The following is a 16,423-nucleotide window of genomic DNA, read 5'->3' on the forward strand; positions in this document are numbered from 1 at the left end:
GGCCGCCGGGCTTGTGCCGCTGCAGCCGCCATACCGGCATCGGCACCAGACCCGTACGTTGATGCGGTGGCGACCATCGTGAGAATGCCGATCACGGCCCGCAAGGTGCGGCTGCTCATGCCGTTAGCCGCGCTGCTGTTCCTGGGCTCCGCACTGCTGATCCGCGCCGTCGACGACGGGGCACTACGGCAGTACTCCGGCACCGCGCTGTACGCGTCGATGGTCTGGGCCGGGGTGCTGTTCCTGTGGCCACGGACGGCGCCGGTGCCGGCCGGGACGCTCGCGATCGTCGTTTGCTGGGTGGTGGAGTGCGCGCAGCTGACCGGGATACCGGCCGAGCTGTCAGCCCAGAGCTTGGCGGCGAGACTGGCGCTGGGAGTGCAGTTCGACCCCGTCGATCTGGCCTGGTATCCGGCCGGCGTGGCCCCCCTGGTGGTGCTGCACCACTGGCTGCGCGCCCGGACCCGCCCCGCGTCGCGACCGCCGCACGACATTGTCCCGCCACCGACGCTGAACGACCTGCTCGACGTGGAGGCCGACGCCTGGCGCCGCCGGTAGAGCGCCTCAGCCCGAGATGGCTGCGACGTGGATCGTCGTCACCGCCCGGACCGCCGGTCCCTCGATCGCATTCGGGAGAGCGTGCAGGCCCCGCCCGCCGGCCGTGGCGCTGCGCACGCCCCGCAGGGGCCGGCGGGTGGTTCCCGCCGGCCCTCCGGCCGAGGTCACCGTCCATAGAGCTCGAATTCGTAGAGCGAGAACCCGTACGAGGTGGCCCGGTTGACCCCGTACACCCGCACGTAGCGGGCGCTGACCGGGGTGAAGGTGGCGTTGTCGACGCCGCCGTTGCCGGTGGTGGTGCTGAACACCGGCTGCCAGGAGGTACCGTCGCCGGAGACCTCGATCCGGTACCCGATGCCGTACGCGGCTTCCCAGCGCAGCACCGCCCGGCTGACCGTCCGGGCCGCACCGAGGTCAACCCGGAGCCACTGGTTGTCCTTGTAGCTGCTGGACCACCGGCTGCCGAGACTGCCGTCGACCGCCTTGTCCGGGGTGTTGCTGGTCAGGAACTGGGTGCTCGACGCGGTGGCCGGACGGCCCTGCGCCAGGTTGGTGACGTTGTCGCCGCGTCGCGCCGGAAACGAGACGACCTGCTGGTAGGTGGGACGGTTCTGCCAGGCGATCAGCGGGTGGGTGATGCCGCCGAGCCCGGACTGGGCGATGGAGTCGGCGCACCACTGGTCGCCGGCCCCGCAGGACGTGTCACCCGGGTAGACCGTCGTGCGCGGCACCGCGGTGGCGCGGCCGAGCGTGTCGAGCAGCGCCTGCCGGCACGCGCCAAGGTTGCCGTTGCCGCAGTACGCGCGCCCCAGCCCGCCGGCGACGGGGTCGCCGAGCACGGTCCGCAGGTCCTTGTCGACGTAGCCCCACCAGCCGTACTGGAACGACGAACCCTTGTGCGCCTGCCCTTGCAACGCCCAGCTCACGGCGCCGTCACGCCCGCCGTTCTGGCCGCCTGACGGCGCCTCGTTCACCTCGATGGCATCGACCAGGGCGGCATACAGGTCGGGCCCGAGGCCGGGTCGGAACTGGGCCGCGGCCAGCAGCGGCCACCAGGCGTCGAAGATCCGGATAGCCTCGGCGTGCTGGTAGACCTTGGAGCCGGGTGACGTCTCCACCCGGCGGGAGCCGGCCTGCTGCCAGGCCCGCAGTTTGCTCACGGCGGCGGCCAGCGCCGGGTCGGTGACCGGCGTGCTGTCGAGCACCCGCAGCAGTTCGCCGAGAACCTGCTGGCCACGCAGGTCGGTCACCGCCGCCTCGGCGGTGATCTTCACAATGTCGGCGCGGCCGAGCTTGCGCTGGGCGATGGCTGCGCGCACCGGACCGTCGAGCAGTTGGCCCCGGTGCACCGCGCCGTAGCTGAAGTTGCCGTCGGCCGCGGCGAAGTCCTGCGCCTGCTTGTTGTTCCAGCTGACGTAGTAGTCCTGGTTGACTGACTGCGGGTGGGCCGACGCCGGGGTGTAGGTGGCGTCGTTGGTGTCCGGGTTCCAGCCCACCCACTCGTAGGCCGGCTCGGCCTTCGTCGGCAGGTTCGGGTCGGCGGTGGCGGGCCGGACCGGGTTCGAGCCGGAGTTGAAGTACGCCGCCTCGGTCGAGTTGACGTAGAACCAGTTGAACGCGTACCCGACGTTGGCCGCGGACGCCTGGAACGCCGCCGCGCTGCCCATGGCCGACGGGTCGTTGTACGCCTGGAAGCCGATCGCCGAGTCGGCCTCGTGCCGGTAGGTCGAGCGCAGCTTGGTGAACGCGGTCGGCTGCCCGTTCACCAGGCCCCGGTAGGCCACCAGCCCGTACTTGGTGCGCAGCGCGCGCAGCGTGTACGAGCCGGCAGGGGTGGAGTCGGCCAGCGTCGGCGACCAGGAGTTGCGCCGCTCCAGCACCTCCATAGCCAGGCACTGGCCCCGGTGGAGGTAGCGGTTGGAGCGTAGCGTCGGGGCACTGCCGTCGGTGGTGCACAGCGGCACCGCGTACGTGTCGGTCAGGTCCTGGGAGGCCGAGGTGGCGCTCCAGGCGTAGTCCTGACCGCGACCGAGCAGCACGTAGAGGTTCAGCCCGGCGAACGCGGCGCCGCGCGCGCTGATCCCCGGCCCTTGGAGTTCCTGGAGCATGAGCAGCTGCGGGGCGAAGTAGCCGGTCTGCGGGCCGAACACGGCGACTGGGTTGCCGGTGGTGGTGTTCCGGCCGGAGACCACCACCGCGTTGGACATGCCGTGTGCGCGCAGGTTGGACAGCCCGCCGAGCAGCCCGTGGGTGGCTGTGCTGGCACCGGCGCGGGCGGCGGCCCCGCCGCTCTGTTCGTAGGCGAGGGGCTCGGCGATCACCGTGCCGGCGTCGGGGAGTACCGCGCTGGTCGCGCCCGGGGGTGTCGCGCCGTAAGGGAAGCTCTGCCCGTCGTGCAGCGTGAGCACGGTTTCCGGGTCGTTCTGCGAGCGGAACGCCTGCCAGACCCGGTCGCCCTCGGTGGTGCCGTACTTGGCCCGGGCGGCCACCCGGACCAGCGCGGACTGGATCTCGCTGCCACCGCCCCCGCCGAAGAGCCCACCAACCACACCGGCGGTGGCGATCAAATCGGTCATGGTGAAGTGCTTCGGCTTGCCAGCGCCGGTCAGCACGTATTCGCCGGGGTAATTGTCGTCGGCGATCGACTTGTCAATGTAGGCGTTGATGCCGGTGATGTAGTCGACCACGTCGGTGTAGAGCTGCTGGCCCCGGGTGCCCTTGAGGCGCAGCGCGTCCACCTGCGCCTGGAGGTCCGCCTCCGCGTAGGGCGAGTTGGCCCAGATGCTCTGCTCCAGCTCACGGTTGCCCGGCGCGCCGCCGGCGAACGAGGTGAGCGTGCCGCGACCGGCGTGCCGCAGCAGGTCCATCACCCAGAGCCGGTCCTGGGCCCCGGCGTAGCCGGCGCCGAACATGGTGCCGGCGCGGGTGGTGCCGGTGACGTGCGGGACGCCGGTGGCCTTGTCCCGCACGATGGTGACGTCCGCCCGCGGTGAAATGGTGCTTTCGACCTGCGCGGCGGGGACGCCGAACGAGGCGTCGTTGTAGAAGTGGACGATCTGCTCGTCGGTCAGCCCGGCGTAGTTGTAGACCAGGTTCGCGTACTCGTCGAGCTGGTCGCTGGAGTGTGCCGGGCGGGTGCCGAGCGTCTGGTGGGCCAGGATGGCGACCAGCGTGGCGTTGCCGTTCTGCCCGGGGGGCAGGATGTCGGCGCACTGGCCGAGGCAGTAGTCGTCGGGGGTGAAGGTGGCGGCGAGCGCCGGTGACGGCGGGATGACCGTCAGGACGCTCGTGGTCAGGGCGGCGGCGGTGAGCGCCGCGAGCCGGGCGCGAAGGGCGGGTCTGGGCATGGCGATCCTCCGGGGGACGCGGAGTCGGGCCGTTCGGTACGCCCGGCTGCTGGTGCCGACCTCTCGCCTCCGTGCCCGGGCGTTCCGCCTGGAGGTGAGAATGACTCATGTCAATCTGGGGCAATGATCGGCGCAGGACCGCCGTCCGGGATAGCCGTCGTTCACCACGAGCCAATGCCGACGTTTCGCCGTCTTCCGCCGGCCGGAACCGGCACGGTGGGGGTGGCGCCGTTGCCACCCCGTGTTGCTCTTCCGCTGGTGCGACCAGTCACCAACTCCGTCCGCCGAGCAGTTCCAGCGGAGCGGTGACGGGTCCATAGCTGCGCAGCGCGTCCTGGAAGCCGCTGGTGTAGCTGGGCGGGCGATGCGAGTCGGACGCGGGCCCGAATGGCTCATCGACAGGACCGGTAGGGCTGGTTGGGGCGATGGCCACGAGATGCCCCGCTGCTGGGTCCTCGTACGTGATACTGGGTCAGTGCGAGGATCATGGGTTCATGTCGGCCGGCTGTGGACCAACGGTGAACCGTTCCTCGCTATCGACGCCATGCGTCGGAGCGAATGGTGCGGTTACAGCAACGACGACTTCGAACGGGTCGTTGACATGGCGACGGAGGACACCGCCATCGTCGTCGGGGCTGGCAGGGCGGCTCTGGTCGGCGGGGACGGGGTTGTCCGCGACGACAGTTGGGTTGAGGTCTTCCAGTCCGAGGGCGGCACGCTCGCCTTCGTGCAGGCATCTGGGCCCGACTACCCGCGTGTGCTCGCTGCAGCACTGGAGTATCCGGACGCCGAGGACGACGAGGGTGATGACCTCGCCGTCGGCAGTGGTGAACTGGCGGTCTTCAGCACAGCAATCGACGGCGCCGGCGAGTACTCGGCCCCGTTGTTGCCGGCACGGCCAGGGCCGGTGCCAATCGTTCACGGTCCACCGCAGCAAGAGCCTGACCCGGGCATGCTGATCCAGACGGGTGACATCACCGCGTATCGGTTCAAGATCCGGTGGTACACCGAGCTGGACGACGAAAGCTGCTTTGCGCGCTGGCTCCTTATCCCTGCTGGAGACGATCGCTGAGGGCGCTACAGGCGCGGCCGCTGAACCCGGACCTCGCACCAGTGCAACGTTGCCCTGGTGTCGTGTGCCCTTGGTGGTCCGCTCCCGTCGAGTGTGGGCCGCAGCGCTGGTCGTCGTCTCGTTCTGCGCAGTCGCGGTTACAGCAAGCGGTGACGGGTCATGTGGCGGAGGGCCAGGTAGCCCGGCGGCACCGGGAGCCAGAAGGTCGCGAGACGGTAGATCAGGACGCCGGCGACGGCGGTGTCCAGCGGCACTCCGTAGAGCAGCAGGCCGGAGACGAGCGCGGCCTCGGTGGCACCGAGCCCGCCGGGGGTGGGCGCGGCGGAGGCGACGCCCTCGCCGATGACGCAGACCAGGATCACCGGAGGTAGTAGCGCGATGTCGACGGGCTGGCCGGTGGCGAGTAGGGCGAGGTAGAGGCAGAGGCCGTAGGTGAGTGTGAGCGTCACGGACGCGGCGACGAGCCGCCGGAGACGGTGCTGGTGAGTCAAGGTGCGCAGGGCGGCGATGACACGGCCGGCCGCCGCGCGTGCGCGCCGCCGGATGCGGGGTGCGGCGAGGACGGCCGCGAGGACGAGCAGCGCGACGAGGGCGCCCAGCAGCAGCGGCAGCGCCTTGGTCGCGCCGTGGGTGAGGGTACGGGCGGGCTGCCGCGCGAAGGGCAGCAGGATCGGCAGCAGCAACACGAGCGAGACCACGCCGGCGGTGCGGGAGACGACCACGGCGGTGACCGCCGCCGCGGTGTCGAGTCCTTTCTGGTGCAGGTAGCGCAGGCTGAGCGCGGCACCGCCGAGGCTGCCGGGGGCCAGCCGGTTCGCGAACGACGCTGCGACCTGCACCAGAGTGGCCTCGCCGAGCGGTACCCGGTTGGCCGCGGCCAACCGGAGCACGACGGCGCTGAGCAGGTAGGTGAGGGCCGAGCCGAGCAGCGTTGCCACGACGGCCACCGGGTTCGCGTGCACCATCAGGTGGATTGCGGTGCGTAGCTCGCCAAGTTGCGGGAGCAGGAGGTGCACGATCAGCCCGAGGACCACCAGCAGGAGGATGTCCCGTGGCGCTGTCCGGACCACCTTGGCCGGGGGCCGCTCCCGGTCCGGGCAGCGCCGCAGGATCTCCTCGCGGAGGCACTTCAACAGGTCGGGGTGGGCGTGTAGGACGTTGCGGCCGGCGCGGGAGAGCACCGGCGGTTGCAGGAACGGGACGCTGTCCGCGACCGTTTCGGCGCCGAGTCGGTCGACTGCGGCTGCGACCACACTGGCCGAGTCGACCCGGGTGGCGAGGGCGACCAGTAGTTCGACGATGTCCCGGGCCCGCTGGTCGGCCGGGGCGTCGTCGACGCCGAACCCGAGGTCGACCAGGTACGCGCGGTCGCCGTCGACGAGCACGTTGGCGGCCCGCAGGTCGCGGTGGGCAATGCCCGCCCGGTGCAGCAGCGCCACCTGTCCCCATGCGTCCCGCACGGCGGCGATCGGGACCGGCCCGACGATGGCGCTGAGCGGGGCCGCGTCGATGAACTCCTGCACCAGCAGGGCGTTTCCGCCGGGTGCGGTGGCGGTCGTGACGACGGCCGGGACTCGGACGCCGGCGCGTTCGGCCAGCAGGGTCAGGTAGGTTTCGTGTTCGCTCTGCTGCTCGGGACTCAGGTATGGCGGTGTGTCGGCGACGTGCCGGTAGCGCAGGCTCCGGTAGAGCTTGTAGGCCCAGTCCGCATCGCGTTGCTGGCCGCCGGTCACCTTCACGAACAGCCGCCGTCCATCGGTGGTGACCGCCTGCCACGGCTGGGAGCCGCGGGCGTCACCGCCGATCGGTTCCAGCCGCCGCACGTCGAATCCGCGTCGCCGCAGCGTCTCGCGTAGATCGTGGGTGGACTGCTGCGGTCCGACCTCGCCGACGGCGAGCCGGGTCAGGCCTACCGCGAGCCAACCGACGAGGATCCCACCGACCGCGTCGACTGGCAGATGAGCGCCGACGTGGATCCGCGCTACGGCGACCAGAGCGATCACCGCCCAGGCCAGGCGGTGCCAGCGGGAGTTGCCGGCCTGCGCCGCGACGAGGGCCAGGGCGGTGGCGACCGCGACGTGCCCCGAGGGGTAGCCGAGCGCTCCGGTGATCGTGTCCCGGAGGGTCAGTTCGGTCAGCAGCGCCGCCGGTCGTTGCCGGGCGACCGCGGCCTTGACGGCGACGGCGAGCCAGTACGCGAGGTTGCCGGCCAGCAGGAAACGCCACGCGACGCCGGTGCGCCGCAGGATGACGGCCGTCGCGGCGGCGACGAACACCGCCGCATACGAGCCGGCCTGCATGACGACGACCAGCACCGGCGTCAGCCCTGAGGGTAGGTGGTTGATCAGGACGAACAGGTCCCGCTCCCACAGCGCTACGGGTCGGTGCCGCACCAAGACGCTGACGACGACCAGCAGACTGGCCGAGACGGCCAGGCTGACCAGCAGCGCCGGCGACGGTCGATGCCTCCGCGTTACCACCGGTCCTCGGCTGACCCCTCATCCGGCTCGATTCCCGCTGTCGGTCCGAACCCTACGGACCGCCCGCGGGCGGAACGGTTCTTGCCCGAAAATCAACCCGCTCGGGGCGACAATCAGCAGGTGGACAAGGTGATCGCGGTGCTCAGCGGTTACCGCCGGGCCTCGTCCTGGCCCTGGTGCTCGTGTTGCCGGCGCTGGAGTCCGCTCGCGGGAGTGCACTCGCCGGACCTTGCCGCAGCCTGCTCGATTTCGAGCGACTACACACCAGACTCCCGGGGCTTGTGAGCTGACGGCGATCGCGGTCGCGCGGAGGATGTTGTGGGCGGCGGTCAGGTCCGCATCTTGGTGGAGCACGTCTTGGAATCCGGCCGACTGTCTCGAGAACAGTGGTTACGGCATCGGTGTGGGCACTTTGAGTCGGCCGTCGTGGACCTCGGCGATCTGGTCCACTGCGGCGAGGCGGGTGTGGTCGTGGGTGACGAGCACGGTGGCGGTGGCCTGTTGATGGGTGAGTCGGGTGATCAGGTCGATGATGGCGGCACCCGCTTGGTGGTCGAGGGCGCTGGTGGGTTCGTCGACTAGGAGCACGGTGGGGTCGTTCATCAACGCCCGGGCGATGTTGACGCGCTGGCGCTGGCCGCCGGACAGCTGGTGGGGGCGCCGTTCTGCCTGTGCGGCAAGGCCGACGTTGTCGAGCAGTTCCATGGCTCGGCTGCGGGCCTTGGCCGGGGAGCGTCCGTCGAGGTGTGCCATGACTTGGAGTTGTTCGGCTGCGGTGAGCGACGGCAGCAGGTTGGGCTGCTGGAACACGATGCCGATCTTGTTCCGGCGCAGGGTCGTCAGTTCGCGGCGGCTCAGGCCGGTGGTCGTGGTGCCGTCGATGTTGACGGTGCCGGCGTCGGGGCTGATGAGGGTGGCGGCGACGGCGAGCAGGGTGGACTTTCCGGAGCCGGAGGGGCCGACGACGGCGGTCAGGCTGCCCTTGGGCACGTTCAGGGTGACGTGGTCGAGGGCGGTCAGGCGGGTGTCGCCGTCGGGGTAGGTGAGGGTGATGTCGTGCACCTTGAGGCTCATCGGGCGCTCCCCAGGGCGGTCAGCGGGTCGACGGAGGTGATGCGACGGATGGACAGGGCGGCCCCGAGTGCTCCGAGCGCGATCATCACGGCGGCCGGGACGAGGATGGTGGCGGGAGTGAGGATGAAGGGCACGGCGGCGCCGGCGACGAGGGCGCCGAGGCCGGCGGCGAGGCCGGTGCCGAGCAGTGTGCCGCCGGTCAGCAGGACGATGGCTTGGCCGAGCGCGTCCTTGAGCAGGTTGGTGGTGGGGGCGCCCAGGGCTTTGAGTACGGCGAGGTCGGCGCTGCGCTGGATGGTCCAGACGGTGAAGAAGGCGCCGATGACGAGTGCGGAGATCGCGAACAGGAAGCCGCGCATGAGCTGCAGGGAGCCGTTTTCGGAGGTGTAGGAGCCGATCGCGGACAGTGAGTTGGTCTTGGCGACCGTTGTGGTGCCGGCTGCCTTGTCGGCGGCCCGTACGTCGGCGTCGGTGGTGGTGTTCAGGGCGATGACGGTGGCGGTGGGCCCGTTGGGCTTGTCGGTGGGAGGTGTCAGCTTCTGCCACTGGTCCAGGCTGGTCCAGACGACGGGGGTGTGGCTGAAGGAGGCGTCTCCGTGCACGGCGGCGACGGTCACCTGCTGCCCGCCGAGGGTGAAGGTGTCGCCCATGGCTACATCGAGGTTGTCGGCGGCGGTGATGGACAGGACCGCCGCGCGCTCGTTGATCTTGCTGCTTGCCGGGGCAAGCGTCGAGCCGGGCTGGACGCCGAATGCGGAGACCCCGATGGTCTTGTCGCCGGCGGCGGCCTTGGTGGTAGTGATGCCCAGTGGTTGGGCGTTCTGTACGCCCGGGGTCCGGGCCCACTGCTGCCATTGGTTCTCGGTGACGGTGGAGTTCGTAAACGACAGCTTCTCACCGGTGCCCGTCGCGTTGAAAGCGATCTTGTTGGCCGCCAGGCCGGTGATCGCGGAGATGTTCTGCTCACCGAGGCCGGCGGTCAGCCCTGACAGCAGCCCGACCATCAGGGTGATCAGCACGATGACGGCTCCCATCAGGGCAAAACGCCCTTTGGCGAACTTCAGATCTCTCCAGGCGACGAACACGGCTTTGGCCTGCCCTTCATGGGGTGGAAGCGGTAGGTCCCTAGCGTCGCCGCACACCCTCGAAGTCCGCGTCTGGCGCAGGGCAGCTCCTGGTGCGTCGAAAGGCTGCACGCCGGTTCTAACTTTTGATCGAGGCCGTCCCCGGAGATGACTGCCTAGGCTGGAAGAACTGTGAGGATGACTGCTACGGCCTTGACGCCCGCCACCCGCACCCTGACCTGGTGTGTGCACGTGCTGGTCGTCGGCCTGCTCGCCCTGACCGCCGGACGGGCGGTCGTTGACAGCCGTCCGCACGCCGGGGCGGTCATCGCTGTGGCCGCAGCGTGTGGGCTGGTCTACGCGGCCGGACCTTTCCTGCCCCGCATCAGCCGCTCCCGGCGCGCCGCCGCGGTATGGCTGACCGCCGTGGTCGCCATGTGGCTGATGCTGCTGGTTCTATCTGCCGACGCGGTGTGGGTGGCCTTCCCGCTCTACTTCCTGCAACTGCACCTGCTGTCACGCCGCGGCGGCCTGGCCGCCGTCGTGATCACCGCGGCGGCAGCCATCGCAGGCTTCGGCGCTCACCAGAGTTCCGTCAGCCCGGCGATGGCGATCGGCCCGGCACTCGGCGCCGCCGTGTCGATCGCGGTGGTTTGGGGGTACCAGGCCCTGTACCGCGAGAGCGAACACCGCCGGAAGCTGATCGACGAGCTCATTGCGGCCCGCACCGACTTGGCCACGGCACAGCACACCGCCGGCGTGCTCGCCGAACGCGAGCGCCTCGCCCGGGAAATCCACGACACCCTCGCTCAAGGCCTATCCAGCATCCAACTGCTGCTGCGCGCCGCTGAACGGGCACTGCCCTCCACACCGCAGAAGGCCACCCGCTACGTCGAGCAGGCCCGCCAGGCCGCCGTTGACAACCTCGCCGAGGCTCGCCGTTTCGTCGCCGCCCTCGCCCCACTTGCCCTCGAAGACACGGCCTTGACTGGCGCCCTGGAACGACTGTGCGCCACCACCAGCGCTCGCCACCGGCTTACCGCACGTTTCCACCTCACCGGCGAGCCCCGGCCGCTGCCAACCGAGCACGAGGCGGCCCTGCTGCGCATCGTCCAGTCCGCCCTCGCGAACACCGTGCGCCACGCCGAGGCAACCACCGCCGACGTCACCCTCAGCTACCTCGGCGACCACGTCGCCGTGGACATCATCGACAACGGGCACGGCTTCGACCCTCACCGGCTTCCCGCACCCGACGCCCAGAACGGCGGATTCGGGATGCCCGCGATGCGCGCCCGCGTCCTGGCCCTCGGCGGCACCCTTACCGTCGAATCCGCCCCGGGCCACGGCACCGCCCTGGCCGCCCAGTTGCCCCTTGCCTCCCCCGCCGACAACAGCGTCGAGGCAAACTCGTGACCGACACCCCCATCCGCCTGCTCCTGGCCGACGATCACCCCATAGTCCGGGCCGGGCTGCGCGCCGTACTGGAAACCGAACCCGGCATCACAGTCGTGGCCGAAGCCGCCACCGCCGAGGAAGCCGTCACCCGCGCCGGCCACGGTGACATCGACGTCGTCCTCATGGACCTGCAATTCGGCAAAGGAATGAACGGCGCTCAGGCCACCGCCGCCATTACCGCCCGCCCCGGCGCACCCCGCGTACTGATCGTCACCACCTACGACACCGACGCCGACACTCTGCCCGCCATCGAAGCCGGCGCCACCGGCTACCTCCTCAAAGACGCTCCACCTGAAGACCTCGCCGCCGCCGTACGCACCGCCGCCACCGGCCGCACCACCCTGGCCCCCGCTGTCGCCGACCGGCTCATGAGTCGGCTACGCGACCCCCGCACCGCCCTGACCCGCCGCGAGATCGAAGTCCTCACCCTGGTCGCCGACGGCCTGTCCAACCAGGCGATCGGCTCCCGGCTTCACCTCACCGAAGGCACAGTCAAGTCCCATCTCGCCCGCATCTACACCAAGCTCGGCGTCGAGTCCCGCACCTCCGCCGTCGCAACCGCAACCCAGCTCGGCCTCATCCGACGCTGACCTGACCGACCGCCCGCTGCTGGGGAGGCTCAGGCCATGGCTTCACGGTCGCTGCCGAATCTGCAGATGACGACGTGCTGCTGGCGGTGCCGATGGCGGCAGGGTCGTGGGCGGCGATCGTCGGGATGCCTCGACTCGGTGTGATCGCGGCCGCCGAGTACGAGCCGGATCTCGTGCGTCTCGTGCATCCCCGACCCAGGCACGCAGTAGCAACCGCCATCGCGGCGCTCACTGCCGGCGCCGACGTGGTCGGGCCACCCAGCCGAGATTCCCGCTGGTGTCGCTCACTGTTGGGGCGGCCCGGCAATGCCTACCCCGCAAGACGACCACCGCGACGCCGAGGAAACACAAGGGGTCACTAGGTATCCCTGAGAAGACGCCCCGACGCCTTGAGCCTCGTCCGAACGAGCCTCAACGTTTGCAAGCACGTCAGGCTCGGGACCTGGCGGACTGTCGCGGTCAGGCACAGCGCCGGCGGTCGACGCGTTTGCTCGATTGCAGCGGACGTGTGACCTGTTGATCTGCAGAACCCTCCGAAGAGGACCCGAACCTACGACACACGGTTTAGGAAACCGATGCTCTATCCCCTGAGCTATGAGGGCGCGAGGGCCTAGTCTCGCGACCTGGGCGTTCACCGGGGGTGGCAGGGAGTGGCCCGCGTTCATCCACGTCACCCGGGCCCCTGTTCGCCCAGCCTAGGACCACACCCGGAGCACACGAACCTCGGTTTGCGACCAGCGGTCGGTCGCGGTGACCCGCGTTGGCACCGGTTCACCCTGGTTGGCATCCGCTGGAGAGCACACACCGCGCACATCATCGAAGATCAACAACGTCGCGTCCATATACCCACCTTCGGCGTCGCCACCGGAGGACCACGGAGCGTTCACGCCGGGGCGCTCGGACCCCGCCGTGATACCGACTACGACGGTCCCCACCGAGCGTTCGCTCATGCCGAAGAGCGCGCACACGGCAGGGGAAGCGGCGTCTCCCCGCCCGGCTCATCACAAGCCGACGAGGCCCGGTAGGTCTCGGGAACCTCGTCCGCGCGGCGGCAATGCGTTTACGCCCGTGGCTGGATGAAGAGCGGCCGGAAGAACGATGCCTCCTCGGGGTCGGCGTGGAGGTGCCGACGCCAACCGAGAGATAACCAGAAGCCGTCGGCGCCCTCGGAGAAGGCCACGAGGCGACGGTCTGGGTGGCGGTTGTGAAGGAGGCCGATGACAGCGCGGCCGGTGCCGCGGCCGCGGTGATCGTCGTGCACCTCAATGAACTGAATCTCGAGTGCAGTGGCTCCAAGTGGCGGCACGTCGGCATAGTGATCGATCTCGACCTCGTTGTCGAGGTGAACCCGCGCGACCTCGCTGTTGTTCTCTAGGACACGCAGAAAGATGCTCTTGGAATGGGGATAGACGGGGCTGCCGTACCACCATTGGTCGTTGAATCCGAGGCCTGCTTCCTCGTACGTGAACGGGGAACCAAAACCGCTCGCCCACTGAAGTGATCTCAACAAGATTCGTGTAGGTAGCGGTATTCGAAGTGGGTGAGGTGGAGGGCGGCGCGGACGATGTCGCCGAGGCTTCGAGGGCTGGCGGTGCTGTGGTGCAGCGTGCGCCAGCGGCCGGTGAGGATCGCGAAGCCGCGTTCTCCAAGGCATCGCATTGATCGAAGTGCGGCGTTGTATGCGCGGTTGTCGACCGCGAGGTGGCGGCCGTCGGCGGGCTGCTTGTACGGGTGTGGATGCCCTGGCCAGCGCTTTCGTAGCCGGAGTCGGCCAGGGTCGGCAGATCCAGTGCCGAAGCGGCCCAGTAGAGGGCACCGGTGATGTCGAGATGCTGGGCGCAGGTCAGGTCGTGCAGGTGTCCGGGTAGCGCCTCGGAGGTCCGGATCGGCAGCCCGTCCGGGCGCATGATCGCTTGGATGTTCGCACCTGCTCCAGCGGCCGCGCGACGTCCCGAACCGCACCGCCCTGGGCGCGATGGCCATCTCGTTCTACGTGGTGCTGACCCTGTCCGGCGGTAACGACGTGATCGCCGACAATTTCCACATCAGCCTGAACGCGATGACCTGGGCGGGCCGGATCGGGCTGATCCTGCTCCCGCCGCTGGCCTACTACGTCACCTACCGGATCTGCCTCGGCCTACAGCAGCACGACCGGGAGGTGCTGGCCCACGGGCGTGGAGACCGGCATCATCCGGCGGCTGCCGGACGGTCGGTTCATCGAGGTGCACCAGCCCCTCGGCGCGACCGACGAGCACGGCCACGGCGAGTTGGAGTACGCCGGTTGGGTCGTACCGAAGAAGCTGAACCGGCTCGGCGCGCTCGGCCCGGCCATCAAGGGCTTCTTCGTGCCGATCGAGAAGCCGGCCGAGGCGCTGGTCTCCCCCGGCCACCCGCCGGTCTCGGCCCCTCCGAAGGAGAAGGAGATCAGCGGAAAGCGCTGACCGCCCGCAACACACGACCGTGGCGCCCGCCGGAATCGGCGGGCGCCAGGGTCGTTTCCGTTGCCGTACGTGCCCGCCTCCATCCCGGGTCAACTGCCGGGATCCTGCCCTTGACCAGGGCGAAACCTTGCTGACTCATGAACCCGCGCCAGAATTCGGCTACCACCCGGTCACACAAAGTTAATGAACAACGGACTGTTGACTACCCGGCAAGCCTGCCTCTAGCGTTCCCCTCAATCGAACGGCGTACGGCACATCGGAACAGTGTCGGATCCGTTCGGTCGAGTGGGACAGCCTGGACAGGAGGTCCGGTCGTGGCCATCGATGATCTACACCGTCTATTCGCGCCGGTCCAACTCGGCCAGGTCGCGCTGCGCAACCGGGTCTTCGTGCCCGGACACACCACCAACTTCGGGCGGGCCAACCAGCCCACCGACCGCCATGTCGCGTACCACGCCGAGCGGGCCCGCGGCGGCGTCGGCCTGATCATCACCGAGGCCGTCCGGGTGCACCCGACCAGCGCCGGCCGGCACATCAGCCTCGGCAGCTTCGACGACGCCTCGATCCCCGCCTACGCGGCGGTGGCGACGGCCGTACACGAGCACGGGGCGGCGATCTTCGCCCAGATCATGCACGCCGGCCGGCAGGCCAACGGGGACGCGACCCGGACCGCGGCCTGGTCCGCGTCGCCGCTGCCGTGGGCCGCCGGCGCGCACGTGCCGCACGCGATGGGCCACGACGACATCGCGGTGGTCGTCGAGGCGTTCGCCGCCGCCGCCCGCCGGATGCGCGCGGCCGGCTACGACGGGCTGGAGGTCCACGCCGGACACGGCCACCTGCTCCAGCAGTTCCTCTCCCCCAGCACCAACCTGCGCGACGACCGGTACGGCGGCAGCCCGGCCAACCGGCTGCGGCTGACCCGCGAGGTGTTGGCCGCGGTGTTCGCCACCGCCGGCGACCTGCCGGTCGGGTTGCGGGTCAGCGCCGACGAGTTCCTGCCCGGCGGCCTCGACCCGCGGGCCGTGGTGGAGATCGTCGCCCAGCTCCGCGCCGAGTTCCCGCTCGCCTTCGTGCACGTCAGCCACTCCGCCTACCACGGCAGCTACTCGCTGGCCACGCAGATGGCCGACATGAGCTTCGGGCACGCCCCGTTCCGCCACCACGCCGCCCTGTTCAAGCGGGAGTTCGCCGACCTGCCCGTACTGGCCGTCTGCCGGCTGGACAGCCTGCCCGAGGCGGCCGAACTGGTCGCGGCCGGCGACGCCGACCTGGTCGGCCTGGCCCGCCCGCACATCGCCGACCCGCACCTGGTCCGCAAGGCGATGACCGGCCGGCAGCACGAGGTGCGCTCCTGCCTGGCCTGCAACCAGGGCTGCATCGGGCGGCTGGAGACCGGGCTGCCGATCTCCTGCGTGGTCAACCCCGAGGTGGGCGCGGAACGCGAGTGGGCCGCGGCCTGGTCGGACCGGCCCGCCGTACGGCGGGTGCTGGTGATCGGTGGCGGTCCGGCGGGGCTTTCGGCGGCGCTCGGCGCGAACCGGGCCGGCCACCGGGTGACCCTGGTCGAGGCCGCCGACCGGCTCGGCGGTCAGGTCGAACTGGCCGCCCGCGTACCCGGCCGGGAACGCCTCGGGCTGCTCACCGACGACTTGGTCCGGGACGTTACCGCGGCCGGGATCGAGGTACGGCTCGGCGAACGGGTGGACGCCGCGACGGTAATGACCGGCGACTTCCAGGACGTGATCGTGGCGACCGGTGCCCGGCCGGCCCGCCGCGAACTGCCCGGCGGCCCGCCGGTGCTCGACCTGGCCGACGCGGTGGCGGACCTGATCGAGCCGGCCGGGCCGGTCACCGGCACCGTCGTGGTGCTCGACGACGACGGCACCTGGGCGGCGGCGTCGGTCGCCGAGCAGCTGGCCCGGCTCGGGGCCAGGGTGCACCTGGTCTCGCCGACCGCGAGCGTCTGCGCCCGGATCACCACCTACTCCAAGCTCGCCCTGCTGCGCCGGTTCGCCGAGCTGGGCGTACGGGCCCAGCCGATGCGCACGGTCCGTGGCGTCGACGGGTCGACGGTGGAGTTCGTCGACGTGCTCAGCGGCGACGCCGTACGCGTGGACGGGGTCAGCGCCGTCGTCGACGCCGGCTCGGCGATCGCCGACGACGAGCTCTACCGCGCGCTGGAGGCCCGACCGGACGGCCCCCGGACACACCTGGTCGGCGACGCCAACGCACCCCGCACCGCTTTCGAAGCCATCTACGAGGGACGCCTCGCCGGCGCGTTCCTCGGCCAGTACGACACCGAGCCGGCCCGCCGGGTGCTGCTCGCCCACTAGCTCGTGTTC

11 protein-coding genes, 1 tRNA gene and 1 pseudogene are annotated in these 16,423 nt (G+C 70.3%); 7 read left to right on the forward strand and 6 right to left on the reverse strand.

What is annotated here, in order from left to right:
* Positions 1–66 precede the first annotated feature (66 nt).
* A complete protein-coding gene (locus OG990_RS15565; RefSeq protein WP_406081153.1) occupies positions 67–558 on the forward strand; it encodes a DUF2809 domain-containing protein in 492 nt (163 codons plus the stop codon).
* A 164-nt stretch (positions 559–722) separates the two neighbouring features.
* On the opposite strand, the gene OG990_RS15570 is transcribed toward OG990_RS15565, so the two are convergent.
* Entirely contained in the window at positions 723–3,905 is a 3,183-nt protein-coding gene (locus OG990_RS15570) for a penicillin acylase family protein (RefSeq protein ID WP_406081154.1), read from the reverse strand.
* A 475-nt stretch (positions 3,906–4,380) separates the two neighbouring features.
* Between OG990_RS15570 and OG990_RS15575 the strand changes: the two genes are divergently transcribed.
* The gene (locus OG990_RS15575) at positions 4,381–4,977 is read left to right on the forward strand and encodes a hypothetical protein (protein ID WP_406081156.1); all 597 of its coding nucleotides are present in this window, start codon (positions 4,381–4,383) and stop codon (positions 4,975–4,977) included.
* 137 nt (positions 4,978–5,114) lie between these two features.
* Here the strand turns inward: OG990_RS15575 and OG990_RS15580 are convergent, their stop codons facing one another.
* From OG990_RS15580 to OG990_RS15590, 3 genes are all read right to left on the reverse strand, one after another.
* A complete protein-coding gene (locus OG990_RS15580) occupies positions 5,115–7,457 on the reverse strand; it encodes a flippase-like domain-containing protein (protein ID WP_406081157.1) in 2,343 nt (780 codons plus the stop codon).
* A gap of 390 nt (positions 7,458–7,847) precedes the next feature.
* Positions 7,848–8,531, reverse strand: coding sequence for an ABC transporter ATP-binding protein (locus OG990_RS15585; RefSeq protein ID WP_406081158.1), 684 nt, complete (start codon positions 8,529–8,531; stop codon positions 7,848–7,850).
* Positions 8,528–9,550, reverse strand: a complete 1,023-nt coding sequence (locus OG990_RS15590; protein ID WP_406081160.1) for an ABC transporter permease — start codon at positions 9,548–9,550, stop codon at positions 8,528–8,530. Before OG990_RS15590 ends, OG990_RS15585 begins: the two co-directional genes overlap by 4 nt.
* A 243-nt stretch (positions 9,551–9,793) precedes the next feature.
* Here OG990_RS15590 and OG990_RS15595 point away from each other — a divergent pair, with 243 nt between their 5' ends.
* Positions 9,794–11,008: a sensor histidine kinase gene (locus OG990_RS15595; protein WP_406081161.1), complete on the forward strand. Its 1,215-nt coding sequence runs from the start codon at positions 9,794–9,796 to the stop codon at positions 11,006–11,008.
* Positions 11,005–11,640, forward strand: a complete 636-nt coding sequence (locus tag OG990_RS15600) for a response regulator (protein ID WP_406081163.1) — start codon at positions 11,005–11,007, stop codon at positions 11,638–11,640. Before OG990_RS15595 ends, OG990_RS15600 begins: the two co-directional genes overlap by 4 nt.
* A gap of 529 nt (positions 11,641–12,169) precedes the next feature.
* Here OG990_RS15600 and OG990_RS15605 read toward each other — a convergent pair.
* Positions 12,170–12,240 (reverse strand) — tRNA-Arg (locus OG990_RS15605).
* 595 nt (positions 12,241–12,835) lie between these two features.
* On the opposite strand from OG990_RS15605, the gene OG990_RS15610 reads away from it, so the two are divergent.
* Positions 12,836–13,015, forward strand: coding sequence for a hypothetical protein (locus OG990_RS15610; protein WP_406081165.1), 180 nt, complete (start codon positions 12,836–12,838; stop codon positions 13,013–13,015).
* Positions 13,016–13,143: 128 nt separating this feature from the next.
* On the opposite strand, the gene OG990_RS15615 is transcribed toward OG990_RS15610, so the two are convergent.
* Positions 13,144–13,623, reverse strand: a complete 480-nt coding sequence (locus OG990_RS15615) for a transposase family protein (RefSeq protein ID WP_406081166.1) — start codon at positions 13,621–13,623, stop codon at positions 13,144–13,146.
* Between OG990_RS15615 and OG990_RS15620 the strand changes: the two are divergent.
* Both OG990_RS15620 and OG990_RS15625 read left to right on the forward strand, forming a co-directional pair.
* Positions 13,565–14,081 (forward strand): annotated as a pseudogene (locus tag OG990_RS15620) (cytochrome b); the annotation flags it as partial. The gene OG990_RS15615 and the pseudogene OG990_RS15620 sit on opposite strands and share 59 nt — an antisense overlap.
* Positions 14,082–14,395: 314 nt before the next feature.
* Entirely contained in the window at positions 14,396–16,414 is a 2,019-nt protein-coding gene (locus OG990_RS15625) for an FAD-dependent oxidoreductase (RefSeq protein WP_406081167.1), read from the forward strand.
* Positions 16,415–16,423 lie beyond the last annotated feature (9 nt).

Origin of the sequence: Micromonospora sp. NBC_00858 (assembly GCF_045207365.1) — a bacterium.
Classification (GTDB): Bacteria; Actinomycetota; Actinomycetes; order Mycobacteriales; family Micromonosporaceae; genus Micromonospora.

Excerpts from the sequence above, each read along its gene's own strand:
- OG990_RS15595 (WP_406081161.1), top strand. The coding sequence starts at position 9,794 with ATGACTGCTACGGCCTTGACGCCCGCCACCCGCACCCTGACCTGGTGT.
- OG990_RS15570 (WP_406081154.1), bottom strand. The coding sequence starts at position 3,905 with ATGCCCAGACCCGCCCTTCGCGCCCGGCTCGCGGCGCTCACCGCCGCC.
- OG990_RS15615 (WP_406081166.1), bottom strand. The coding sequence starts at position 13,623 with ATGGCCATCGCGCCCAGGGCGGTGCGGTTCGGGACGTCGCGCGGCCGC.
- OG990_RS15585 (WP_406081158.1), bottom strand. The coding sequence starts at position 8,531 with ATGAGCCTCAAGGTGCACGACATCACCCTCACCTACCCCGACGGCGAC.